Source organism: Pseudomonas sp. 57B-090624 (genome assembly GCF_003234055.1).
In the GTDB taxonomy this organism is placed as follows: domain Bacteria; phylum Pseudomonadota; class Gammaproteobacteria; order Pseudomonadales; family Pseudomonadaceae; genus Metapseudomonas; species Metapseudomonas tohonis.
This window is the reverse complement of record NZ_QKRU01000017.1, coordinates 1-23,249: the sequence shown is the minus strand read 5'-3', so window position 1 is coordinate 23,249 and position 23,249 is coordinate 1. Positions and strand designations below refer to the sequence as shown.

Sequence of the window (23,249 nt, the reverse complement as noted above, 5' to 3'; positions counted from 1 at the left end):
GCCTGAGACCGTGGCGTTGGAATACCGGGCTACGGGGTTGATCCAAGCGTTCGGTGGAGGTCGCTTTCCACCTCCACCGGCGCTGCCACGCCGGGCCGCAAGGGTGGGCGGGTTGCGGCGAGAAAGGTACGGAAGCCCAGTTCGACGCCGCTGCGCAGGGCCTCAGGGTCCTGCTGGCCGTGCTGTTCTTCCAGGCACCGCAGGAAGCCGGGCCAGAGCGGCAGGCCCTCGCCATGGCCCAGGTAGCACAGGGCCGTGGTGGCGCCCGGCCAGGCGGCCTGGCGGACTCGGCTGGCGAGCAGGCGCGAGCCGAGGCGGGAGCCTTCCAGCACGTAGGCGAGGCCCCAGAGCGTGCCGGCGTCAGCGGCCAGCACCAGTGGGGCGGTTTCCGGGATGGGCAGGTGCAAGGCTTGCAGGTCGTGGCACAGGGCTTCGCGGCGGCGGCGTTGCGGCCAGTCGTCGAGCAGCCGCTCGATGCCCGCCGCCTCCAGGGCGGGTTCCAGCGCCAGGAGGGCGCGGGCGTGGGCCTGGAGGAAATCGCCATAGCCGCTGCGGCTTTCCAGGCAGAAGGCCGAGTAGGCGCAATCGACCCGCGCGTGCCAGTGAGCGCCCGCGTCCCTCAGGAACTGGCGAAGGCTCATGCGGCGGCGTGGCGCTTCAGGGCGGCGCTGAGCTTGGTGGCCAGCTCGTCGTCACGGAAGGGTTTCTGCACGATCACGCTGTCACTCACGTCCAGGTCATCCAGCTCGGCGTAGCCGGTGATGTACAACACCGGCAGCGCCGGGTAGCGCTGCCGGGCCAGACGCGCGAGCTCGGCGCCATTGAGGCTGGGCATGGCAAAGTCGGTGAGCAGCAGGTCGACGCCTTCGTCGAGCAGTTCCAGGGCGCGCGCACCGCTTTGCGCTTCGCGCACCCGGTAGCCGAGCGCATCGAGCAGGGAGGCGGTCACCTCGCGCACGTTGTCGTCGTCGTCCACCAGCAGGATGGTGCGCCGCGGCCCCTCCAGCGGGGGCTCGGCAGGCAGGTGCAGCTCGGCCTGCGCCTCGCCGGCATCCGTCTGGATGCATGGCAGGAAGACCTTGACCGTGGTGCCCTGCCCTTCGCAGGTCTCGATGCTGACGCCGCCGCCGGACTGCTTGGCGAAGCCGAACACCTGGGCCAGGCCGAGCCCGGACCCCTTGCCCACTTCCTTGGTGGTGAAGAAGGGCTCGAAGGCCTTGGCTACCACCTCATCGCTCATGCCACTGCCCGTGTCGGTGATCGCCAGCACCACGTAGGGGCCGGGCTCCGGGTCCTCGGGGCGCTGCGGCGCCTGGCTGACCACTTGGTTGGAGGTGCTCAGGCGCAGGGTGCCGCCGGCGGGCATCGCATCGCGTGCGTTGATCGCCAGGTTGAGGATGATCATCTCGGTCTGGGTCGGGTCGACCAGCGCGCGCCACAGGTCGGGCGCGGTATCGGTGTCGATCCAGATGGAGCCGCCGAGGGTGCGCTGGAGCATGTCGAGCAGGCCGCGCACCGTGTCGTTGAGGTTCACCTCCACTGGCTCCAGACGCTGGCGCCGGGCGAAGGCGAGCAACTGGCCGGTGAGCTTGGCACCCCGCTCGCCGGCTTCCTTGATGTTCTGCAGGCGGCCCTGGGAGCGCTCGAAGTTGCCACGCGCCAGGTCACGTTCGAGGAAGGTGGTACTGGCGAGGATCACCGTCAGCAGGTTGTTGAAGTCATGGGCCACGCCAGCGGTGAGCTGGCCGACAGCTTCCAGTCGTTGCAGCTGCTGCAGCGCCGCCTCGACACGCTCGCGCTCGCGGATCTGCTCGCGCAGCTGGCTGTTGGCACTGGCCAGTTCGTCCATCACCGCGCGCTCGCTGGTGATGTCGCGCACGGCGGCGTACATCAGCCCTTCGTCGGGAACGATGGTCCAGGACAGCCAGCGGTACTCCCCGTCCTTGTGGCGCATGCGGTTGACGAAGCGCGTGGAGACGTTGCCGTTGGCGATGTTCTCGGCCTCGCGCAGGGTGGCGTCGATGTCGTCCGGGTGGATCAGCTGCCAGAGCTGCACGCGGGTCAGCTGCTGGCGGGTGAGCCCGAGGGTTTCCTCCCAGGCCGGGTTGAGGGCGATGGGCGTCATGTCGAAGCGCAGCACCGCCAGCAGCTCGCGGGACAGCTCCCAGGTGCGGTCGCGCTCGCGGGTGCGCCGCTCGACACGTTCACCGAGCATCTCGTTGAGGCGCTGCAGGGCTTCGGTGGCGTACTTCTGCTCGCTGATGTCCTGCAGCACGCCGATGAAGCGCACGCAGCGGCCCTCCTCGAAGAAGGCGCGGCCGCTGGTCTGCACCCAGCGCTCGCGGCCGCCGGGCAGCTGCAGGCGGTATTCGGCCTGGTAATCGTTGCCGCTGTCGTTGGACAGCGCCTCGTTCATCCGCCGCTCCAGCAGCGGCCGGTCCTTCGGGTGGCAGCGATCGAGGAAGGTGCGCAGGCTGATCTCGGCATCCTGCGGCAGTTCGTAGAGCGCCTTGCAGCGCTCGTCCCAGATCACCCGGTCATCCTCGGGCTGGTAGTCCCACATGCCCATGCGTGCCGAGTCGATGGCCAGGCGCGCGCGCACCTCGACCTCCATCAGCGCCTCTTCGGCCATGAGCCGGCGCTTGCGCTCGTGCACCTCGGCGAGCGCGCGGGTCACCGCCTTGGGCAGCAGGCTGAGGTTCTGCTTGAGCACATAGTCGATGGCGCCCTGGCGCATCATCTCCACTGCGTGCTCTTCGCCGAAGACGCCGGAGAGGAAGATGAACGGCGTTTTCGGGGCCAGGCGCCGCGCCACTTCCAGGGCCTGGGCGCCCGAGGAACCGGGGAGGATGAAGTCGCAGAGGATCAGGTCGTACTGGGTGCGCAACAGCGCTTCCTCGACGCCCCGATGGTTGTAGACCAGCGTGGATTCCACCAGCAGGCCGCTACGTTCCAGGGTCAGCAGGGCCAACTCGGCATCGCGCGAACTGTCTTCGACTAACAGCAGGTTCAAAGGCTTTTGCGGCATGGACAGTCGTCGTCATTCCCTGTAGCCCGGCGATCGGCGGCCGGGGCGTGGCTATGGTCGCGGCTCAGGAGCCCGGGCGGCGCTGGAGGCGCAGCGAGCCGGGCGGCGGTTCGTTGAGCACGGCCCAGAAGATGCCCAGGTCGGAAATCGCCGCGACGAATTCCTTGAATTCGACCGGCTTCACCACATAGGCGTTCACTCCCAGCTCGTAGGCGCGCTGCAGGTCGGGCTCCTCCCGCGAGGATGTGAGCATGACGATGGGAATGCTGCGCAGCTCGGGGGTATCGCGCACGACCTTGAGCACTTCCAGGCCATCGATCTTCGGCAGCTTGAGGTCCAGCAGCATCACCGCCGGGTTGCCGTCGGCGCGCTGGGCGTGCTCGTTGCGACGGAACAGGTAATCCAGCGCCTCGGCGCCGTCACGCAGGACGATCACATAGTTGGCCAGCTGGCTGCGCTCCAGGGCCACGAGAGTGAGCTCAAGGTCCCGGGGGTTGTCTTCGATCAGCAGGATGGGTTTGAGCATCATCGATCCTCATGTGTTCCTTGACGGTATTTCCTGCCCACGCAGGGGCAGTGAGAAAAAGAAAGTGGCGCCTTCGTCGACCCGGCCCTCGGCCCACACGCGGCCATCGTGGCGCTCGATGATGCGGCGCACGCTGGCCAGGCCGATGCCGGTGCCTTCGAACTCCTCCATGCGGTGCAGGCGCTGGAACACGCCGAACAGCTTGCCGGCGTACTCCATGTCGAAACCCACGCCGTTGTCGCTCACGGCCACCACCACCTCGTCGCCCTCGAAACGCGCACTCACCTCGATGATCGCGGGGTTGCGGTCGCGGCTGTACTTGACGGCGTTGGACAGGAGGTTGCGCATCGCCAGGTGGAGGAATGCGGCGTCGGCGATTATCACCGGCAGCCCGTCCGTGCGCCATTCGATTCGGCGCCCTTCCACATCCGGCGCCATCTCGTGGCGGATGGCTTCCACCAGCGCCTGCAAGTCGACGTCGGAGAAACGCAGCGCGGCGCGGCCCATCTGCGAGAAGCTCAGCAGGTTGTCCACCAGGGTGCCGGCGAAACGCGCCGACTCACCGATGTGATCGAGAAACCGCAGGCCACGTTCCGACAGGCGCCCCCCCTCGAATTCCCCCAGCAGCTCGGCGTAGCCGGCGATGTGCCGCAGCGGGGCACGCAGGTCGTGGGAGACGCTGTAGGAGAAGGCTTCCAGCTCCTTGTTGGACTTCTTCAGCTCACCCGCCAGCTGGGCCATCTCCTCGGCCTTGCGCAGGACGATGCCGAGCACCGCCGAGCGCAGTTCGATCACGCCCTCGATTTCCAGCGGGTCCCAGGGCACGCAGAAGCCGCGAACCGTCTCCTGCCAGCGCTCGAAGCTGTTGCGCGGGTTGAGCGCGCCCCCCGGTCCGATGCTTTTCTCCGGCCTGCCCGCCCATTCGACGGTGCGCACCTGCTCGGGGCGGAACCACAGCAGGTAGTGGGAGTGGATCTTGGAGATGGCCACCGCCAGTACACCGCCCACATGCGCGGCCAGCTCGGGCAGCTCGTCGATGTCGTGGCCGATGTTGTCGGTGTGGAAGACCTCCTGGCCACCACGCCTGGCCAGCCAGTGCACCAGCGCATCGACCTGCGCCCGGGGTGGCGTCTGCCCCACCAGGTCGCAATTGGCCGCCGAGATGATCGCCGCACCACTGGCACGGGCGAAGTCCAGCAGGGCAGTGGGCATCGCCAGCAAGCCGGCGGCCACACTGTCGCGGTCAGCCATCGAGGAGAGCAGGTTCACGATGTGCTGGCGCAGGCCGAGCAGGCGCTGGGTCTGGCCGTGGGCCTCGCGGGTCTCGATCTGCAGCGACAGCACGCTGCCCAGCAGCTCGCAGGCGGTGCGCGTCTGGAAGCCCACCGCGCGCGGCTGCTCGTCATGGCAGGAGATCAGGCCCCAGAGCTGGCCGCGCACGACGATGGAAATCGACATCGACGCCAGGGTGCCCATGTTGCGCATGTACTGCAGGTGCACCGGGGAGACGCTGCGCAGGGCCGAGAAGCTGAGATCGAGCGGCTTGCCGCTCAGCGGGTTGTCCTGGGGCCGCAGGGGCGAAGGCCGGTAGTTGGCGTCCTCGATCACGCGGATGCGGTTGGCGCAATAGAGCGCACGGGCCTGCTGGGGGATGTCCGAGGCGGGGAAGCACAGGCCCAGGTAGCGCGGGTAGCCGGGGTCGGCCTCCTCCGCCAGCACCAGGCCATTGCCATCGGCGTCGAAGGAGTAGGCCTTGACCCGGCCGAAGCCGGTGACCCGCTTGACCTCCTCCACCGCGCGCCGGCACAGCGCCTCGATGCTGTCGGACTCCTGCAGGCGGCCGATGAAGCTGCGCACCAGCGGATAGAAATTGCCGTAGGCGGTGGCCACGTCGCTGGCAGGCTCGAACTCCGCGATCAGCACGCCGTCCCAGCGGTGCGCCATCATCGCGATCGGTTGGCCCGCCCGGTCGCCGATGGCGAAATGCACATCGCCAACATGGAAGGGATTGGTCTCGTCGTCCGCCAGGGTGGCCAGGCGTGCCAGTAACGGCGGCACATCCGCCAGCAGCTCATCGAGGTGGCGGCCGAGCAGGTCCTCGACCGCCAGCCCCAACCACTCGCGCACATTCTCGCTAGCCTGGACGACGCGGCCAGCGGCCTCGTCGAACACCAGCATGAAGCCGTGCGGCTGGATACTGCCGGGGATATGGATGGGCTCCCGGGCGCAGTTCTCGCTCGCGTTGGCCAGGGCCTCGTCGCTGTCGCTGGGTATCAAGAACGGTCTCCTTCGATGCACCACTGCCGACCCTCGCAAGGGCGCGCGCCGGATATTCGGCGCACTGCAGCCACGCATTCCATTGATGTCAGGGAGGCTGAACCGCCGGTGTCCGCCGTCGACCAGGTCGACGGCCAGCGGGATTGATCGCCTCGCTTATCATGAAGGATTGAACGCCTGGAACGTGAAAAATTCCCAAAAACTCATTCGCTTCCAGCGACGGAAGATCAGCGGCACCGCCGATCACAGGGACCGGCGGCCGCTGCGATCAGCCTGCGACGGCGCGACGACCCGCCATGCGCTCCAGCTTGCGGCGCTCGACCAGGGTCTTGGCCGCGGTCATCTGGATCGGGCCGCCGGTGAAGGTCGGCAGGTCACGGCTCAGCCAGATGTTGCCTTCGCCTTTCCAGGTCACCTCGCCGGAGGCCAGCTTCATCTCGCGCATCACATCGCGGATCAGCCCGCGCACGCGCTCCTTGCAGAACACGGCGTCGCTCTGGATGGCCTTGCTCATGGCCGTCTCGCCCTGCTTGCCGAGGGTGAGCAGCAGCATGCCGTCGGGACGGGGGCGGATGGACACCTCGTAGCCGGGGAATGCGTCGAAGAATTCTTTGATGGCGATCTGCATTGTTCTGCTCCCTGATATTTTTCTTTGAGCTCTTCCCTCTGCACCCGCTGTGCCAGTTGAGCCGAATGAAAAAAATCATGAAAATCATATAGTTGGATCTTATAGCCATCAAAATGCCACTTGCATATTGCACGATGCCCCCAAGCGAGCCTTGCAATCTGCACTGAACTTTTGGACGGGCCGCCACGTTTCGCTCGAACCTGTTGCCGAGAAAGCGGTCGTCCGTTGCGCTGGGGTGGAGGGAGCGGCGGTACTCAGGCGAGCCCCACTGGCGTCATTCCGCGACGGACGGCCTTCTCGCCGCACCGGGCGAATGGCCGAACCAGCGGCGGAAGGCACGGTGGAAGGTGCTCAGGTCCTTGAAGCCCAACGCCTCGCTGATCGCCTGCAGCGGCACGCCGTCACGCACCTGCTGCAGGGCCAGACGACTGCGCTCCTGCTCCAGCAGCGCGGTGAAGCTGGTGCCCTGCTCACGCAGGCGCCGGTAGAGCGTCGCTCGGCTGAGGTGCAGGGCGGCGCAGAGCGCCTCGATGCCCGGGCCGCCGGCGAGACCGGCGCGGATCATCAGGCGTGCGCGCTCGGCCAGGTCGCGCTCGGCCCGCAGCTGCTCCAGAGCCATCTGCGCACGCGACTCCAGCAACGCCTTGAGGTAGGGGTTGGCGCTGCGGATCGGGCTGGCCACCTGCTCGCGCGACAGATACAGGCGGTTGGCGGGGCAGCCGAACCGCACGGGCCTGCCGAACGCCTCGACGAAGTACGCGGCATGGGCCGGGCACGGGCAGGCGAATTCGACCCGCTGCGGCACGAACTCCTCCCCCACCAGCTCCCGTCCCCAGCGCACCAGCGCCGCCAGGCTGCGCTCCACCGCCGCCTGTGGATAACCGCGCCCGGCGACGAACTCCAGTTCGAGGCACAGGCCGCCCTGTGCATCGCGTGCGCTCCAGCGTTCGGAGGGGTTCATCAGCGCACCATGACGCAGGAAGGTCGACAGCGCCTCGCCCACCGACGCGCACTGGAACAGCAGGCTGGCCAGCAGGCCACGTCGCTCGGGGTTGAAGACCTGCCCGACCAGCAGGCCGACCTGCGGCAACGCCGCGTTGCTCGCCGCCAACTGCCACAACCCCAGCAACAGGCCCTCGTCCAGGCGCTGCTCCTGCAGCGGCGCGGCGGGATCGCAACGCTCCAGCAGCACCTCGCGGGACAGGCCGGCAACCTGCAGCTGCGCCGCCTCGACGGCGCCCAGTTGCAGCAGCAGGTCATGCAGGTCGAGCACCGCAAGGGCGGAGACGCGGGTTGGGCTCATGGCAGGCCTTCCTTTTTCCTGCACGGACAGTAACCGCTCAGCCGCAGACACCGCCAGCGGCTGCGGTCGCATGCCTCACGCCGCCTCGGCACGCATCGCGGCCTGCACCTGGGGTCGCGCCCCGATGCGCGCACGGAAGGCCGCGAGCGCCGGCCAGGGCACCAGGTCGATGGCGAAGAAATCCACCCAGCCGAGCACGGTGAACAGATAGGCATCGGCCACGCCGAAGCGATTGCCCAGCAGGTAGTCGGCCTGGCCCAGCGCGGCTTCCAGGAAGTCGAAGCGCTTGAACAGGCGCGCGCGGAAGATCGCCTTCACCTCCTCCGGGATCGCCGCGTTGAACAGCGGGCTCATGCCGGCGTGGATCTCCCCGGAGATGAAGTTCAGCCACTCCTGCAGGCGCACCCGCTGCAGGGTGCCGTTGGCCGGCGCGAGCCCGCTTTCCGGTCGCAGGTCGGCCAGGTACTGGACGATGGCCGTGCCTTCGGTGAGCACCTCGCCATTGTCCAGCTCCAGCGCGGCGACGTAGCCCTTGGGGTTGATGACGAGGAAATCGTCGCCGTGCTCGGTGAGCTTGCTGCGGTTGTCCACACGGACCGCCTCGAACGGCAGGCCCAGCTCCAGCAGCACGATATGCGGCGACAGCGAACAGGTACGGGGGGCGTAGTACAGCTTCATGGCGACTCCTTGCACGGGCCACCCCCGGAATGGGGGCGCGGCGGGAGTATCGACGCAGCGGTTCTCTTTTTGAAGAAGGGAGAAATCTGTAGCTTAGGTACACAAAATATACCTGGAGGCCCCCATGAAGAAGAACGTATCCGGTTGCTCGGTCGAGGAAGCCATGCACCTGCTCGGCGGCCGCTGGCGCCTGCTGCTGGTGTCCTACCTGCTCAACGGTCCCAAGCGCTTCAACGACCTGCGCCGCGACATCCCGCACATCTCCCAGCGCATGCTCACCCTCGACCTTCGCGCCCTGGAAGAGGCCGGCATGGTGCTGCGCACCGTCTACCCGGAAGTGCCGGTGCGGGTGGAATACCAGCTCACCGAAGACGGCCAGCGCCTGCGCAAGGTGGTCGAGGTGATCAAGGAATTCGGCCTCTGGCTCAAGGCGAGACCGCCGCGCGAGGGCGCCGAAGCGCCAACGCCGGAGCACGTGCAACCGTAGGGGGGACGACGCTTCTCCCGTCCACCATTCGTACCCACATGCAGCACCGCCGGTGGAGGTAAAGAGCGACCTCCACCCTACACACGGACCAACGCCTCGCGCGCCGGAACCGTAGGGTGGACGACGCTTCTCCCGTCCACCGTTCGCGCCCACATGCTGCACAGGTTGTAGCCCGGGCTTCAGCCCGGGGATGCAGGCAACTCCGCTCCCGGGCTACGCAGCCACAAGCATTCGTACCCACATGAAGCACCGCTGGTGGAGGTGAAGAGCGACCTCCACCCTACACACAGACCAGCTCCGTGCGGGGGATCAGTTCTTCACCCAGTTCTCGAAGCGCTGCTCCAGCTCGCCGTGGGCGGCCCAGAACTTCACGCTCATCGGCAGGGCGCCGCTGATGTTCTGCGGGGCGGTGGGCAGGGTGGCGGCGATGGCGGGGTCGATCATGGCGATCGCCTTGTTGTTCACCGGGGCATAGGAGATGCCCTCGGCGAAGGCCTTCTGCCGCTCCGGCTGGGTGGTGAAGGCGACGAAGGTCCTGGCCAGGTCGCCCTTCCACGAGCCCTTGGGCAGAGCCCAGTAGTCGAAGTCGTAGATGCTGCCGGTCCAGACCATGGCCAGGGAACGGGTTTCCTTCTGCGCGGTGGCGATGCGGCCGTTGTAGGCGGCGCTCATGGCCACCTTGCCGTCCTGCAGGGCGCGCACCGGTTCGGCGCCGGCCTTCCACCAGACGACGCTGGACTTGATCTCGTCGAGCTTGCGGAAGGCGCGTTCGACCCCGGCCGGGGTGTCCAGCACCTGGTAGACGTCCTGCGGCGCGACGCCGTCGGCCATCAGGGCGAACTCCAGGTTGTACTTGGCGCCATGGCGCAGGCCGCGCTTGCCCGGGTACTTGCGCAGGTCCCAGAAATCGCCCCAGCCGCTGGGGGCGTTCTTGATCTTCGCCGAGTCATAGGCGAGCACCGTGGACCAGACGAAGATGCCGACGCCGCAAGGCTGGAAGGTGCCGGGTACGAAGTCGGCGGGGTTGCCGAGCAGGGCCGGGTCGAGCTTCTCGAACAGCCCCTCCTCGCAGCCCCGCGCCAGTTCCGGTGCCTCCATCTCCACCACGTCCCAGGTCACGTGGCTGAGTTCGACCATGTGCTTGAGCTTGTCGAGGTCGCCGTTGTACGAGCCGTGCACCACGGCGTTGCCGGTGCTCGCCTTGAAGGGCTTGAAGAAGGCCTCCTTCTGCACGTCCTTGTTGGCGCCCCCGAAGGTGATCACGGTGACGAAATCCGCCGAGGCGGGCAGGCTGGCGCAGGCCAGGAGAAGACCGAGGGCACGTCGTACAGCAACATCCATGGAGCATTCCTTATTGTCGATTGGCGGTGTGGCCACGGGTCGACCGTGGCGCTGCCCGGATTCTCACAGTGCCCCTTGGTTGCCAGGTGCGCGGCAGCGACATGACGCTGCCTCCCACCGCCCCTGGCAGGCACCGGGTCCGGATCTGCCGCACAGTCTGAACGCAACGCCCGTCACACATATTGCTTTCCGTCACAGTGGCGAGCGCTTCACAGGCTCTGGGACGAGCGTTTCAGGTTATCGGGCGTGGCCGTCGCACCCGCGCGCACGATTGCAACCGAACGCCATGTCGATTGAAACCATGCGCCATGCCCTCATGGCCCGGGCGGCCCTAGCATCGGGTCACCGCCCCATGAGGAGTTGCCGCATGTCCCGCCACCGCATCGAATCCCTCGGCGCCCTGCGTATGCTGATCGCCGAACCGCCCGCCCTGATGAAGAAGCGCCTGCAACCGGTGATCGACCCCCACTGCCTGACGCTCATCCGCAACGCCAGTGTCTGCGCCGTCGGCCTGACCGGCGCCGACAGCGACATCGCCTTCCTCGACCTGCACACCACGCCGGTGATCCTGGCCGAAGGCAAGCGCATCCGGCTGGCCTGGCCCGCCGCCCTGCCCCTGCTGGAGTACGGCACCTCCAGGGCCTGCAGCCTGCTCTTCATCCTGCCGGGCATCGGCTTCGCCCTGCGCGCCAATGGTCGCGGCCAGCCGCTACGGGAAGAGGCCGGCACCTGCCTGGAATTCGAGGCCGACGCCCTGTTCCTGCATTGCTCGCGGGCCATGGTGCGCGCGGATTTCTGGACGCCACGCGAACACCTCGACGGGTGGCCGGCCGAACGGGGCGAAGGCGTGCTCTCCGAGGCCGCGCGGGGCTTCATCGCCCGCTCGCCCTACCTGCTGATGCTGACCCGCAACGCCGAGGGTGCCACTGAGCTCTCGCCCCGGGGCGACCCGGACGGCTTCATCGGGCTCGTCGACCTGCAGCGGCTGCTGATCCCCGAACGGCCGGGCAACAAGGTGGCGGTGTCGCTGAGCAACATCCTCGCCTGCGACGAACTGAAGCTGGCCTTCCTGCTGCCGGGCTCGGCGACCGTGCTCAGCGTCACCGGCCGCGCGCAGGTGAGCGCCGACCCGCAGCTGCTGGGCCCGCTCGCGGTGAACGGCAAGGCCCCGGTGCTGGGCACCCTGGTGGAGGTGGAGCGCTTCGCCTTCGTCGAGGCAGCCGAGCTGGTCGAAGCCGGCCTGTGGCGCGCGGAGACCCACCTGGCGCCGACGGCCATCACCTCCTTCCCGAAGATGCTCGCCGAGCACATGAACGGCACCGGCCTGCTGGGCAAGGCCACCACCCTGGTGGTGGATGCGGTGGTCAGGCACGACCTCAAGCACCTCTATTGACGGGCCCTCCAGCCGCCCGACGCGTCATGTCGCCTTATTGGACATATCCACGCACCTGGCCTATACACAGGGCTCCCTCCCGCCAGGTGCATCGCCATGAAGCGCTCCATCGACCACGTCCGCTGGGACCTCGCCCAGCGCTACCGGCTCATCGAAACCGTGGCCTGGTGGGAAGGCCGGCTGACCACCAACCACCTGATGCAGAGCTTCGGCATCAGCCGCCAGCAGGCCTCCAAGGACATCAACGCCTACCTCAACGAGCACGCGCCGAAGAACCTCGTCTACGACAAGCACCTCAAGGGCTACAAACCCGGCAAGGGCTTCCGCCCGCTGTTCATCGACGGCAGCGCCAGTGCCTATTTGCACCTGCTGGACCAGAACCGCGAACGCTCGCCGCACATCGAGGGCCTGGCCCTGGCCTACGCCCACACCGAGGTGCTGCAGGTGCCGGACCGCAGCATCCGCCCCGAGGTGCTGCGCCCCCTGCTCCAGGCCTGTCGCGACGGCCTGCGCCTGGAGACCGAGTACGTATCCCTGGCCCACCCGGAATCGGAGATCCGCGTCATCGCCCCGCACACCCTGGTGTTCACCGGCATGCGCTGGCACGTGCGCGCCTATTGCGAGAAGAACCGCGACTACCGCGACTTCGTGCTCAGCCGCTTCCGTGGCGAGCCGGACCTGATGGACGAGTCCGCACAGGGCCGCGACGCGGACGAGGGCTGGATGACGGCGGTGGAGGTGATCCTCGCCCCCGACGGTCGGCTGAAGCCCGCGCAGCAGGCGATCATCGAGGCGGACTACGGCATGCAGGACGGCCAGCTGGTCATCCACAGCCGCGGCGCCCTGGTGCAATACGTGCTGCAGCGCTACCAGATCGACCCGAACAAGGTGCAGGCCAAGCCGGTGGCGCAGCAGATCGTGGTCGCCAACCTGGAAGAACTCGGCCGCTGGCTCTACAGCTGAGCATTCGCTCCCGGGCTACGCCGATCACCCTGTCGCCTGGGCTTCAACCCAGGGCCCTCCCCTGCACAGCCAGTACCCCGGCATAAAGCTCCGGCCGCCGATCACCCTGCACATCGTTATGCCCACTGATGCGCTTGTCCCGCGCCGCCCCCAGGTCCAGCGACGCCAGCAGCAGTTGCTCGCCGCCCTCGCCCGCCGGCCCGGCCAGGGGATAACCGTCGGCGTCCACCAGCACCGAACCCTCCACCCAATCCACGCCCCGCTCGTGGCCGTGGCGGTCACAGGCGGCGATGGTCATCCGGTTCACCGCCGCATTGGCCTGCACCCGCACCACTTCGGCGGGGCGTTCACCCACCGGGCGCGGGCCTCGCGGCCAGTTGACCGGTGCACAGAGGAGCTCGGCGCCGGCCAGGGCCGGCAGGCGCACCCATTCGGGGAATTCGAGGTCGTAGCAGATCATCACCGCGAGGCGCCCGAAGGCCGTGTCCACCACCGGGGGCGCGGCATCTCCGGGCGTGAAGATCGCCTTCTCGCCATCCCACAGGTGCGCCTTGCGGTACACCGCGCGCACTCCGCTGGCATCCACCAGCGCCGCGCTGTTGGCCAGGGTGCCGTCCTCGCGCAGCTCGCAGAAGCCGCCCACCAGCACGATGCCCAGCTCGGCGGCCAGGGCCGCCCACAGCGTGATGCCGGGGCCGTCCAGCGGTTCGGCCAGGGCCCGGGCCTCGGCGGGGTCGCGGAACACATAGCCGCTCTGCACCAGCTCCGGCAGCACCACCACCTGCGCGCCCAGGCTCGCCGCCCGGCGGGTGACGCGCTCGACGAGCGCGCGGTTGAAGGCCAGCTCGCCAATGCGCGGGGCGACCTGGCAGCAGGCCACGCTCACCTTCATCGTCGTCATGCCTGCGGCCCTCCTTGCTCCAGTCGTTGCTGATCCGATTCCGCCAGCCGGCGCTCGGCGGCCAGGTCCAGCTTCCGGGCCAGCAGCCAGTAGCTCAGCCCGGACACCGGCAGGCCCACCGCGAAGGCGATGTCCGCACCGCCCAGGGCGGCCGTGGCGGGGCCGGTCCAGAAACCCAGCGCCATGAACGGCACCATCGCCAGCAACCCGAGCCCATAGGCCAGCAGCCCGGCGACCGACCAGCCGCGATACAGGCCCTGCGGATTGAAGATCTCGCTGATCGCGTAGTACCCGCGCCGCACCAGGTAGAAGTCCACCAGGTTGACCGCCGTCCAGGGCACCAGGAAGTACAGCATCAGCAGGACGAAGGTGTTGAAGCTGCCCAGGTAGCTCTCCGGGATCAGCCGCGCCACCACCAGCACGAGGAGGGCGATCACGCCGATACCGGCCACCCGCAGGCGCAGGGTCGGCTTCACACGGGCGAAGGCGTCGATGGCGCTGAGGCTGGTGAGCATCGCGCCGTAGCAGTTCACCGCCATGATGCCCACCAGTGCCGGCACGGCGATGAGCACGGTGAAGGTGCCGAAGCCCGCGAACAGCCGGTTGCCGATCTCGCGGATGCTGCCGATGGCATCCGGCGCCGGCAGTGCCGAGGCGATGAAGGCCCCCAGGGACATCAGCCACAGCGCCGAGCCGCCGGCACCGAGATAGGTCCAGAAGATCACCCGGCGTGGCGGCGTGTCGTGGGGCAGGTAGCGCGAATAGTCCGACACGTACACCGAGTAGCTGATCTGGTAGCCGGCTGCCGCCGAGAGCTGCACCAGGAACGCGCTCCAGGAAAACCCCGCCGTCGCCAGGGCCGCATCGGCCTGCAGCTCGGTGACGGCGAAGAGGGTGAGCATGCCGAACACCGCGATCATCAGGTAGGTCAGCCAGCGCTGCACGGTGTGCAGCAGGTCGTGCCCGACGATCGCCAGCAGCACCGCCAGCCCCACCAGCAGTACGTACCAGGGCGTGCGCGCGCCGGGCAGCACGGTGTTGATCGCATCGGTGGCGAGGATGACGTTGAACACGTTGAAGCCGATGTACACCCCCACCACTGCGATGAAGGGCACCACCGCGCCGCGCAGGCCGAACTGCGCCCGCGACTGGATCATCTGCGGCAGCCCCATGCGCGGCCCCTGGTTGGCATGGAAGGCCATGAAGAAGGTGCCGATGGCCACGCCGATCAGAATCGCCAGCATCGAGGGCAACGCCCCCAGCCCCAGGGCCGGTCCGGTGAAACCGGTGACCAGGGTGGTGAGCACGAAGTTGCCGGTGAACCAGAACGGCCCCTGGTGCCAGACCTTGCCGTGGCGCTCGCTGCGCGGCACGTAGTCGATGGAGCGCACCTCGATCTTCGGGCGCGATGCTTGGGTGTGCGGGGTGTTGTGCATGTGAAGGCCTCATCCGGAACGTGAAGGCGCAGCGCCAAGAGGCGTGCGGTGGAGGTCACGGGTTGCGGATCAGGCGGGCGGGATGTCGCAGGAGAGGGGCAGGTGGTCCATCGGATGCCTCGGCTTGTTGTAGTCGTTATGGCACCGACTCTAGCCAAGGGGGCGGCGGGGAAACATCGGACAAATCAAATACTTGGTTGAGGAATATGCAAACCAAGCGCTACCGCAGCCCGTCGGCAGGCCTGCCGTTCGGCCTTCGCGGCGGAGCGGGCCGGGGGAAGGGCGTGATATCGTTGCGCCTTTTCGCTTTACCAGTTCCGGAGCGGTACATGAAGTTCATCCACCAGCGCGAACACCTCAACGAAGGCGACATCGTGGTCATCGAGTGCTCGCAGGTCTGCAACATCCGCCTGATGAGCGACGCGAATTTTCGCAGCTTCAAGAATGGTGGGCGCCACACCTACCACGGCGGCGCCTTCGACAAGTTCCCGGCGCGCATCACCGTGCCCAGCACCGGCTACTGGAACATCACCCTCGACGCGGTGACCCGCCGGGCCATCAGCGTGACGCGCAAACCGACCTTCACCCACAAGATCAAGTTCGTGCGCCGCTCGCCTTCCGACATGGCCTGACGGCCGCCTCAACCACGCAGGCCGCGCTCGGCCGGGCCGTAGGCCAGCCAGGCGAGGCCCAGCATGACGCCCAGCACCAGGGCGCTGCTGGCGAGGTTTTCCACAATCAGTTCGATCGACAACATGTCCGGGCTCCCCAGAAGTTGATTCGGCATCTGGGGCGTCACGCTATGTCGTGTTTGTTTACATGTCCATGTGTCAACTTTTCGCACGTAAACAAATGGAGCGGGTGTGACACAAACCGGGTGGAAAAGCGGGCGCATGCATTCGCCCCAACAGGCCCCGCACACGAACCGTAGGATGGCGTAGAGCGCAGCGAAACCCATCACCGGCCTTGCACCCGCCCCGTACGCCAAGCAACCCGCAGGGCTGCCACCACGGTGCTCCCGGCGGCCTCGCACGGTGGATGAAAAGAGCGTCATCCCCCCTACAAACCGGGAGCCCATCGGAACCGGGACCGCCCGTCTACACCTTCGGCTGGTGGCAGGTGACGCAGTGGATGCCGCCACCGCCGGCGGCGACCGCGTCGATGTTGATCTGCACCACCTTGCGCCCCGGGTAGAGCCGGGTGAGCAGGTCGCGGCAGAAGGCATCGGCGCTGGCGTCACCGAACTGCGGGGCGATCACCGCGCCGTTGACCGGGTAGTAGTTGATGTAGCCGGGGGCGAAGTCCGGGTTGTTACGGGTGAAGCGGTTGTTGCGCAGGGTGCGGGGCGGCGGCAGGGTGTGGACCTGCAGCTTGCGGCCGTCGGCGTCGGTGGCCTTGTTGAGGATCTCCAGGTGCTTGCGGGTCACCGCGTAGTCGTAGGACTGCGGGTCGTTGTCGAGGTTGGCGACCACCACGCCGGGTTTGACGAAGCGCGCGTAGAAGTCGACGTGGGCGTCGGTGATGTCCTTGCCCTTGATGCCGGGCAGCCAGATGATCCTGCGCAGGCCGAGGTTGCTCATCAGCTCGGCTTCCACCTGGGCCTTGCTCATGCCGGGGTTGCGGTTGCCGTTGATCCAGCAGCTCTCGGTCATGATGCCGGTGCCGGCGCCATCCACCTCGATACCGCCGCCTTCGCCGGTGAGCTGGCTGGCGATGTAGCTGGCGTCGGCGTCGTAGCTGACTTCCCCGGCCACCTCGCCGTCCTTGCTGTGCTGCTGCTTGTTGCCCCAGCCGTTGAAGTTGAAATCCACCAGGCCGAGGCCGCCCTGCCCGTCCACCACGAAGGCGCCGCCGATGTCGCGCATCCACACGTCGTCCAGGGGCATCTCGACGAAGCGGGTGTTGCGCGTGCCGCACTTCTGCCTGGCCAGGCTCAGCTGGCCGGGGCGGTGCAGCACCACCACCGGCTCGTAGGTGGCGATGGTGCGGGCGATCAGGCCGATGCAGTCCTGCACGTCGGCGGTGAAGTCCTCCCAGATCGCCGCCTGGGCGCCGAAGCTGACGTAGCTGCAGGCGTGCACGCCGTTCTCGTCCGGCATGCGCCAGGCGCCGCCACGCAGGGCGGCCTGGGCACGGGCGGGCGAGATGCCGAGCCCGAGGCTGGCGACCGCGCCGAGGCCGGCGACGGCGGTGAGGTGCTTGATGAAGTCACGACGCGAAGGCATGGCTTTCTCCAGGGCGCGGGGCGCCGGCGGGCATTTCAGTGGGTGGAGGTCTTGAACTTGGTCCAGGCACGCATGCGCGCACGCATGTCGCGCTGGGGGATGTCGCGCCCGGGAATCAGCCGGGCATAGGCGGCATCGTCGACGTAGATGTCCGGGTTACCGCGCATGTCGGCGTCCACCATCGGCCGCGCCTTGGCGCTGGAAGTGGGGTAGCCGGTGAAGTTGCTGATGGCGGCCATGTTCTCCGGGCGCATCACGAAGTTGATGAAGGCATAGGCGTATTCCGGGTGCCGCGCATCGACGGGGATGGCCAGGGTGTCCATCCACACCGTGGTGCCCTCGCGGGGAATGCGGTACTGGAAGTCCATCGGCTTGCCCGCCGCTGCGGCGGCGCGTTGCGACTGGGTGACGTCGCCGCTGTAGCCCAGGGACAGGCAGAGGTTGCCGTTGACCAGGTCGGTGACCGGCTGCGACTGGAACTTGCGGATGTAGGGCTTGATGGCGCTCAGCAGCCCGGTGGCCGCCGCCAGGTCCTCGGCCTTGGCGCTGCGCGGGTCGCGACCCAGGTAGTTGAGCACCACCGCGAGCACCTCGTCGGGGGAGTCGATCACCGAGATGCCGCAGTCGGCGAAGCGCGCGGCCAGCTCCGGCTTGAACAGCAGGTCGAGGCTGTTCACCGGCGCATCGGCCTGGCGCTGGGCGATCATCGCGGCGTTGTAGGTGATGCCGATGGTGCCCCAGGTGTAGGGCACCACGGCGTGGCGCGAGTAGGGGTAGCGGGTCTGCAGGCGCTTGAGGCCGGGCTCGATGTCGTCCAGGCCGGTGAGCTTGCTCGCGTCGAGCTTCTGCAGGGCGCCGGCACGCATCAGCCGCTCGGCCACGGTGTCGCCGGGGAACACCAGGTCGTAGCCGCTGTTGCCGGCCATCAGCTTGGCTTCCAGGGTTTCGCTGCCGTCCATCACGTCATAGACGACCTGGATGCCGGTCTCGGCGGTGAAGCGGCTGAGGGTGTCTTCGGCGAAGTAATCCGCCCAGTTGTACAGGCGCAGGATCTTCTCCTCCGCCTGGGCGTTGCCGGCCAGGCAGGCCAGGGCGGCGGCGGTGACCAACAGCGATCGGAAGGCACGCATGCTCAGGCTCCTCGGGTGTTCTGCCAGGTGACGTGGGTGCGCTGGCCGTCGAGGCCGAGCATCGGGCCGTACATCTCCGGGCGGCGGTCGCGGTAGATGCCCCAGGCCAGGCGTTCCTCGGCCATGGCGTCGAGGTCCAGCTCCTGCAGCAGCACCGTGGTGCCCTCGCGATCGGCCTCGGCCAGCACCTTGCCCTTGTGGTCGCAGATGAAGGAGGAGCCGTAGAAGCTCATCTGCAATTCCGGGTCGGTGGTCGCCACCTCGCGGCCGACGCGGTTGGCCGCCACCACCGGGAGGAGGTTGGCGGCGGCGTGGCCACGCATGGTCATCTGCCAGTGGTCGCGCGAATCCAGGCCCTGGGCGCCGGGCTCGGAGCCGATGGCGGTGGGGAACAGCAGCACCTCGGCACCCTGCAAGGCCAGGCAGCGCGCGGTCTCGGGGAACCACTGGTCCCAGCAGATGCCCACGCCGAGGCGGCCGTGGACGGTGTCCCAGACGCGGAAGCCGGTGTCGCCCGGGCTGAAGTAGTCCTTCTCCTGGTAGCCGATGGCGTTGGGGATGTGGGTCTTGCGGTACACGCCCAGCAGGCGGCCATCGGCGTCGGCCATGGCCAGGGAGTTGAAGAAGGCGTTGCCGGCACGCTCGAACCAGCTCAGCGGCAGCACCACGCCCAGCTCCCCGGCGAGGTCGGCGAAGCGCGCCAGCACCTGGCTCTGGGCGTACTCCTCGGCCAGCGCCAGGTGGCGGTGGTTCTGCTCGATGCAGAAATAGGGGGTGGCGAACAGCTCCTGCAGCAGGATCACCTGGGCGCCCCGGGCGGCCGCCTCGCGGACCAGGCGCTCGGCCTGGTCGAGGTTGCGCGCGAGGTTCCAGCTGCAGGCCATCTGGGTGGTGGCGACGGTCAGCCTGGCCATCTCACACCCCCTTCAGCGGCCAGGCCGGCTGCTGCTGGGTGATGCAGTGCACCCCGCCGCCGCCGTGGGCCAGCTGGTCGATGCGCACCGGCACCACTTCGCGGCCGGGGAAGGCCAAGCGCAGGGTGGCGGCGGCCTCGTCGTCGGCGTCGATGCCGTAGGCCGGCATGATGATCGCGCCGTTGGCGATGTAGAAGTTGGTGTAGGAGGCGCAGAACACCTCGGCCCCGGTGTCCACCGCATCGCTGGCCTCGAACAGTTCGAGCATCTCGAAGCGGCGGCCACGGGCGTCGGTGGCCAGCTCCAGGGCGCGGCGGTTCTCCCGCGCCACCTGGGCATAGACCGAGGTGGCGTCACGGGTGGCATCCACCAGCAGCGCACCGGGGCGGGCGAAGGCGCAGACGCCGTCGACGTGGCCGTCGGTCATGTCGCCGGTGACGTGGTCCGGGTCGCCCGGCAGCCAGATGGTCTTCTTCACCCCCAGCAGGCGGGCGAAGATCGCCTCCACCTCGGCCTTGCTGATGCCGGCGTTGCGGTTGGCGTTGAGCAGCACCGACTCGGTGGTGATCAGGGTGCCGTCGCCGTCCACATGGATGGCGCCGCCCTCGTTGCTCAACGCGGTGCCGAAGCAGTCCAGCCCCAGGTGATTGAGCACGCGGCGCGCCAGGCCCTCATCCAGGTCGTGGGCCGACTTGCCGCCCCAGGCATTGAAGCGCCAGCTGACGCCGGCCACGCCCAGTTGCGGGTGGCAGACGAAGCTGGGGCCGGAGTCACGGCACCAGCTGTCGTCGACCGCCAGGGGCAGCAGCTCGATGCCCGGGCCGCAGAGGGCGCGGGCACGCTCCACGGCGCTCGGGTCCGCCACCATCTTCACCGGCTCGAAGCGGGCGATGGCGTTGGCGACACGGGCGAAGTCCTCCTGCACCGCAGCCAGGGTCACGCCCCAGCCCGTTTCCCACAGCGGCTGGTTGTGCGGCCAGACCATCCAGGTGGCGGCGTGGTGGGACCATTCGGCGGGCATGACCCAGCCGCTCTGCTGCGCGTGTTGCTGCTGCATGACGATTGCCTTCAGTTAAGTTTTAGTTATCACTGAAAACCGCGATTGCGGTAATGGATGCCATGCTAGGCCTGTGAAACAGGCGCAACAAACGATAGATTTTCCACACTTATGATCAGACAGGCTTATCAGAGATGCTCAAGCACTGGCCCCCGCTGAACGCCCTGCGCGGCTTCGAAGCCGCCGCCCGCCTCGGCAGCTTCCACAAGGCCGCCGAGGAGCTGCACCTCACCCAATCGGCCATCAGCCAGCAGATCCGCAGCCTCGAAGGCTTCCTCGAACAGCCGCTGTTCCACCGCAACGGCCGCAGCGTCGCCCTCACCGATGCAGGGCACGACCTGCTCGGCACCACCCAGGCGCTGCTGCAGCAACTGGCCGTGGGCATCCGCCGGCTGGAGCAGTACCGCAAGCCCAACCAACTGGTGGTCAACACCAGCCCGGCCTTCGCCCGCCACTGGCTGGTGCCGCGCCTGGGCGACTTCCGCCGGCAACACCCGGAAGTGGACCTGTGGCTGTTCACCACCGACGAGCCGCCGGACATGGCCACCCAGACCATCGACATCGCCGTGCGCGACGACATCGCCGCCCAGGCCGAATGCAGCTTCCGCGTCCTGCATGCTGATCGCCTCTACCCCGCCTGCCACCCGGCGCTGCTGGCCACGCCGCCGGCGCAGCGCACCACCCTGCACGGCGAGCGCGAGATGGACTGGAGCCACTGGGCGCTGGAAGCGGGCATCGACGTCGGCCAGCAGAGCAGCGGCCTCAACTTCTCCGACCCCGGCCTGCTGCTGGACGCCGCCTGCGACGGGCTCGGCATCGCCCTGGTCAGCCGCTTGCTGGCGCGCAAGGCCCGCGCCGAGAAGCGCCTGCAACCGTTGGTGGAGCAGACCATCCGTGGCCCCAACTGGGCCTGGCTGATCCACCGCGACAGCGAGTTCAGCCCGCTGACGCGCCGCTTCAGCGAGTGGCTGCTGGAACAGCTGGAAGACGAGGTGAAAGCCCTGGGCTAGAAGACCATCAGTCGGACGGAAACATTTTCTTGCATGTGCCGTTGCGGGTTTTGCCCTTCTCATCCGTCCTGAATGTAACGCCCCCTCGATTTCGAGATGCCGTTTCTTTGGTTTCACCCGCCAGCCCCTCGGGCCGGCGGGTGCTTTTCCATGGGCCGGGCGTGACCGAACCCGTGACCGGCCGAGGCCGGAGGCCCTGATTCCGCTACCCAGATCGTTGCCCATGTCGAAGAAATCCCGTTCGAAAACCTGGTTCTTGGTCCACAGCTGGCTGGCGTTGCCCATCTGGTTCTTCGTGTTCCTGGTGTGCATCACCGGCACCCTGGCGGTGCTCAGCGAGGAGATCGTCTGGCTCGCCAACCCCGACGTGCGCGCCACCGCGCCCTCGGATGACGCCGAGCTGATGAGCTTCGACCAGATCCTCGCCGCCATCGAGAAGCAGGACCCCACCGCCGATGTGGAGTGGCTGGCCAAGCCCGAGGAAAGCCACTTCGCCCTGACCGCCTCGGTGACCTACCCCGACACGCGCACCGCGACCCTGTACGTGAACCCCTACACCGGGCAGATCCAGGGCAGCAGCCCGCTGTTCGACTTCCGCCAGTTCACCCGCGCCCTGCATGGCTGGTGGCTGGTGCCCTTCACCAACGGCTACAGCTGGGGCTGGTACCTGGTCTCGCTGCTGGGCCTGCCGATGCTCGCCTCGCTGGTCACGGGGCTGGTGGTGTACAAGCGCTTCTGGCGCGGCTTCCTCAAGCCGACGCTGCGCTTCAACCAGGGCGCGCGGATCTTCTGGGGCGACTTCCATCGCCTGTCGGGCATCTGGTCGATCTGGTTCATCGCGGTGATTTCCATCACCGGCGTGTGGTTCCTGATCAGCGCCATCCTCGCCGACACGCACATCTCCATCTCCAGCGAAGGCCTGCCGACGCTGATCCCGCGTGACGAAGTCCCCCTGGCGCAGCCCGGCCGGCCGATGCCGCGCGTGGGCGTGGACCAGGCGGTGGCCACCGCCACGCGGACCATTCCCGGCTTCGAGGTGAGCTTCGTGATGTTCCCCCCGGACGCCTACACGCCGATGGAAGTGGGCGGCCGCGGCTGGTACCCGCTGATGTACCAGACCGCCGAACTCAACCCCTACACGGGTGAACTGGTGGGCTCGCGCCTGCTCGCCGACCGCACGCCCCTGGAGTTCGTCACCGAGTCCATGCGCCCGCTGCACACCGGCGACTTCGGCGGCATCTGGGTGAAGCTGGTCTGGTTCTTCTTCGGCCTGCTGCTGAGCATGATGGTGCTCAGCGGCCTGCTCATCTGGAGCAAGCGCACGGTGATCGCCACCGCCAAGGCGCTCAAGCGCAAGCCCCGCCCGACACCCGCCGCCACCGCCGTGGAGGCGACCGAATGAGCAACGCAGCCCTGATTCCCGAGACCCGCCTCAAGCGCCTGTGGCTCACGTGGCGCTTCCACCTCAGCGCGCTGCTGGTGCTGATCCCGCTGGGCTTCATGCCCGCCTACTTCCATGACGTCAGCCTCGACCGTGGCCTGCAGGGCCTGGGCGAACGGGTGATAGGCCAATACCCGGTCGGCCCCTGGACCGCACGCATCGCCGAATGGGAGCTGCACGAGCCGCAACGCGACGGCAAGGCCGGCTACATGAAGGAGATCACCCTGGCCTTCTGCGCCGAGTGCATCGGCCAGGTGAAGGCCGCCTACCTGCGCATCGGCAAGCCACGCAGCCTGCGCGCCGCCGGCTCGCTGCTGTCCGGTAGCCCCTACCGGCTGTTCGCCGAAGTACGCATTCCGCCGGGCACCACCGCCGACGACGCCCTGTGGCTGACCGTGGAAGGCTGGGACGGCAGCGTGCACCAGGCGTCCATCCCCCTGAAGGAAGTCTCGCCGTCGATGATCGAATGGCTGGCCCGCAATGGAGACACGCTGTGAAGCCCCTTTACCCC

21 protein-coding genes are annotated in these 23,249 nt (G+C 67.9%); 7 read left to right on the top strand and 14 right to left on the bottom strand.

The window, feature by feature from the left end:
- Window positions 1-29 precede the first annotated feature (29 nt).
- The 7 genes from DMX10_RS10650 to gstA all read right to left on the bottom strand — a co-directional run bounded on the left by DMX10_RS10650 (window position 30) and on the right by gstA (window position 8,440).
- The gene (locus DMX10_RS10650; RefSeq protein WP_111261026.1) at window positions 30-641 is read right to left on the bottom strand and encodes a biliverdin-producing heme oxygenase; all 612 of its coding nucleotides are present in this window, start codon (window positions 639-641) and stop codon (window positions 30-32) included.
- Window positions 638-3,028 (bottom strand): hybrid sensor histidine kinase/response regulator, encoded by a 2,391-nt coding sequence (locus DMX10_RS10645; RefSeq protein WP_111261025.1) that lies wholly within the window; start codon window positions 3,026-3,028, stop codon window positions 638-640. Before DMX10_RS10645 ends, DMX10_RS10650 begins: the two co-directional genes overlap by 4 nt.
- A 64-nt stretch (window positions 3,029-3,092) precedes the next feature.
- Window positions 3,093-3,554 (bottom strand): response regulator, encoded by a 462-nt coding sequence (locus tag DMX10_RS10640; protein ID WP_111261100.1) that lies wholly within the window; start codon window positions 3,552-3,554, stop codon window positions 3,093-3,095.
- 9 nt (window positions 3,555-3,563) lie between these two features.
- Window positions 3,564-5,831, bottom strand: a complete 2,268-nt coding sequence (locus tag DMX10_RS10635; protein ID WP_236206143.1) for an ATP-binding protein — start codon at window positions 5,829-5,831, stop codon at window positions 3,564-3,566.
- A gap of 268 nt (window positions 5,832-6,099) precedes the next feature.
- Window positions 6,100-6,459: a DUF3509 domain-containing protein gene (locus DMX10_RS10630; RefSeq protein WP_111261023.1), complete on the bottom strand. Its 360-nt coding sequence runs from the start codon at window positions 6,457-6,459 to the stop codon at window positions 6,100-6,102.
- 274 nt (window positions 6,460-6,733) lie between these two features.
- Complete coding sequence (locus DMX10_RS10625; protein ID WP_158545590.1) at window positions 6,734-7,762, bottom strand: AraC family transcriptional regulator; 1,029 nt, start codon at window positions 7,760-7,762, stop codon at window positions 6,734-6,736.
- A 75-nt stretch (window positions 7,763-7,837) separates the two neighbouring features.
- On the bottom strand, window positions 7,838-8,440 hold the full coding sequence (gstA, locus tag DMX10_RS10620) for a glutathione transferase GstA (protein ID WP_111261021.1): 603 nt from the start codon (window positions 8,438-8,440) through the stop codon (window positions 7,838-7,840).
- A 124-nt stretch (window positions 8,441-8,564) separates the two neighbouring features.
- Here gstA and DMX10_RS10615 point away from each other — a divergent pair, with 124 nt between their 5' ends.
- Window positions 8,565-8,927, top strand: coding sequence for a helix-turn-helix domain-containing protein (locus DMX10_RS10615; protein ID WP_111261020.1), 363 nt, complete (start codon window positions 8,565-8,567; stop codon window positions 8,925-8,927).
- A gap of 309 nt (window positions 8,928-9,236) precedes the next feature.
- Here the strand turns inward: DMX10_RS10615 and DMX10_RS10610 are convergent, their stop codons facing one another.
- Window positions 9,237-10,268 carry an ABC transporter substrate-binding protein gene (locus DMX10_RS10610; protein ID WP_111261019.1) on the bottom strand — a complete coding sequence of 344 codons (1,032 nt, stop codon included), beginning with the start codon at window positions 10,266-10,268 and terminating at the stop codon, window positions 9,237-9,239.
- A 367-nt stretch (window positions 10,269-10,635) separates the two neighbouring features.
- Between DMX10_RS10610 and DMX10_RS10605 the strand changes: the two genes are divergently transcribed.
- Both DMX10_RS10605 and DMX10_RS10600 read left to right on the top strand, forming a co-directional pair.
- Complete coding sequence (locus DMX10_RS10605) at window positions 10,636-11,661, top strand: pyridoxamine 5'-phosphate oxidase family protein (RefSeq protein WP_111261018.1); 1,026 nt, start codon at window positions 10,636-10,638, stop codon at window positions 11,659-11,661.
- Window positions 11,662-11,751: 90 nt separating this feature from the next.
- A complete protein-coding gene (locus DMX10_RS10600; RefSeq protein WP_111261017.1) occupies window positions 11,752-12,624 on the top strand; it encodes a YafY family protein in 873 nt (290 codons plus the stop codon).
- Window positions 12,625-12,667: 43 nt separating this feature from the next.
- On the opposite strand, the gene DMX10_RS10595 is transcribed toward DMX10_RS10600, so the two are convergent.
- Together DMX10_RS10595 and DMX10_RS10590 are read right to left on the bottom strand one after the other, a co-directional pair.
- On the bottom strand, window positions 12,668-13,525 hold the full coding sequence (locus DMX10_RS10595; RefSeq protein ID WP_111261016.1) for a nitrilase family protein: 858 nt from the start codon (window positions 13,523-13,525) through the stop codon (window positions 12,668-12,670).
- Window positions 13,522-14,961 (bottom strand): cytosine permease, encoded by a 1,440-nt coding sequence (locus DMX10_RS10590; RefSeq protein WP_111261015.1) that lies wholly within the window; start codon window positions 14,959-14,961, stop codon window positions 13,522-13,524. Before DMX10_RS10590 ends, DMX10_RS10595 begins: the two co-directional genes overlap by 4 nt.
- A 329-nt stretch (window positions 14,962-15,290) precedes the next feature.
- On the opposite strand from DMX10_RS10590, the gene DMX10_RS10585 reads away from it, so the two are divergent.
- The gene (locus DMX10_RS10585) at window positions 15,291-15,593 is read left to right on the top strand and encodes a DUF1883 domain-containing protein (protein WP_111261014.1); all 303 of its coding nucleotides are present in this window, start codon (window positions 15,291-15,293) and stop codon (window positions 15,591-15,593) included.
- 465 nt (window positions 15,594-16,058) lie between these two features.
- Here DMX10_RS10585 and DMX10_RS10580 read toward each other — a convergent pair whose 3' ends face one another.
- The 4 genes from DMX10_RS10580 to DMX10_RS10565 are packed head-to-tail and all read right to left on the bottom strand — an operon-like array spanning window position 16,059 to window position 20,287.
- Entirely contained in the window at window positions 16,059-17,186 is a 1,128-nt protein-coding gene (locus tag DMX10_RS10580) for an agmatine/peptidylarginine deiminase (protein ID WP_111261013.1), read from the bottom strand.
- Between the two features lie 35 nt (window positions 17,187-17,221).
- Window positions 17,222-18,316, bottom strand: a complete 1,095-nt coding sequence (locus DMX10_RS10575; protein WP_111261012.1) for an extracellular solute-binding protein — start codon at window positions 18,314-18,316, stop codon at window positions 17,222-17,224.
- A 2-nt stretch (window positions 18,317-18,318) separates the two neighbouring features.
- On the bottom strand, window positions 18,319-19,230 hold the full coding sequence (gene aguB, locus DMX10_RS10570) for an N-carbamoylputrescine amidase (RefSeq protein WP_111261011.1): 912 nt from the start codon (window positions 19,228-19,230) through the stop codon (window positions 18,319-18,321).
- 1 nt (window position 19,231) lies between these two features.
- The gene (locus tag DMX10_RS10565) at window positions 19,232-20,287 is read right to left on the bottom strand and encodes an agmatine/peptidylarginine deiminase (protein ID WP_111261010.1); all 1,056 of its coding nucleotides are present in this window, start codon (window positions 20,285-20,287) and stop codon (window positions 19,232-19,234) included.
- Window positions 20,288-20,421: 134 nt separating this feature from the next.
- On the opposite strand from DMX10_RS10565, the gene DMX10_RS10560 reads away from it, so the two are divergent.
- The 3 genes from DMX10_RS10560 to DMX10_RS10550 all read left to right on the top strand — a co-directional run bounded on the left by DMX10_RS10560 (window position 20,422) and on the right by DMX10_RS10550 (window position 23,235).
- A complete protein-coding gene (locus DMX10_RS10560) occupies window positions 20,422-21,297 on the top strand; it encodes a LysR substrate-binding domain-containing protein (protein ID WP_111261009.1) in 876 nt (291 codons plus the stop codon).
- Between the two features lie 223 nt (window positions 21,298-21,520).
- Window positions 21,521-22,699: a PepSY domain-containing protein gene (locus tag DMX10_RS10555; protein WP_111261008.1), complete on the top strand. Its 1,179-nt coding sequence runs from the start codon at window positions 21,521-21,523 to the stop codon at window positions 22,697-22,699.
- Window positions 22,696-23,235 (top strand): thiamine pyrophosphate-binding protein, encoded by a 540-nt coding sequence (locus DMX10_RS10550; protein ID WP_111261007.1) that lies wholly within the window; start codon window positions 22,696-22,698, stop codon window positions 23,233-23,235. The genes DMX10_RS10555 and DMX10_RS10550 overlap by 4 nt, the downstream gene beginning before the upstream one ends.
- Window positions 23,236-23,249 lie beyond the last annotated feature (14 nt).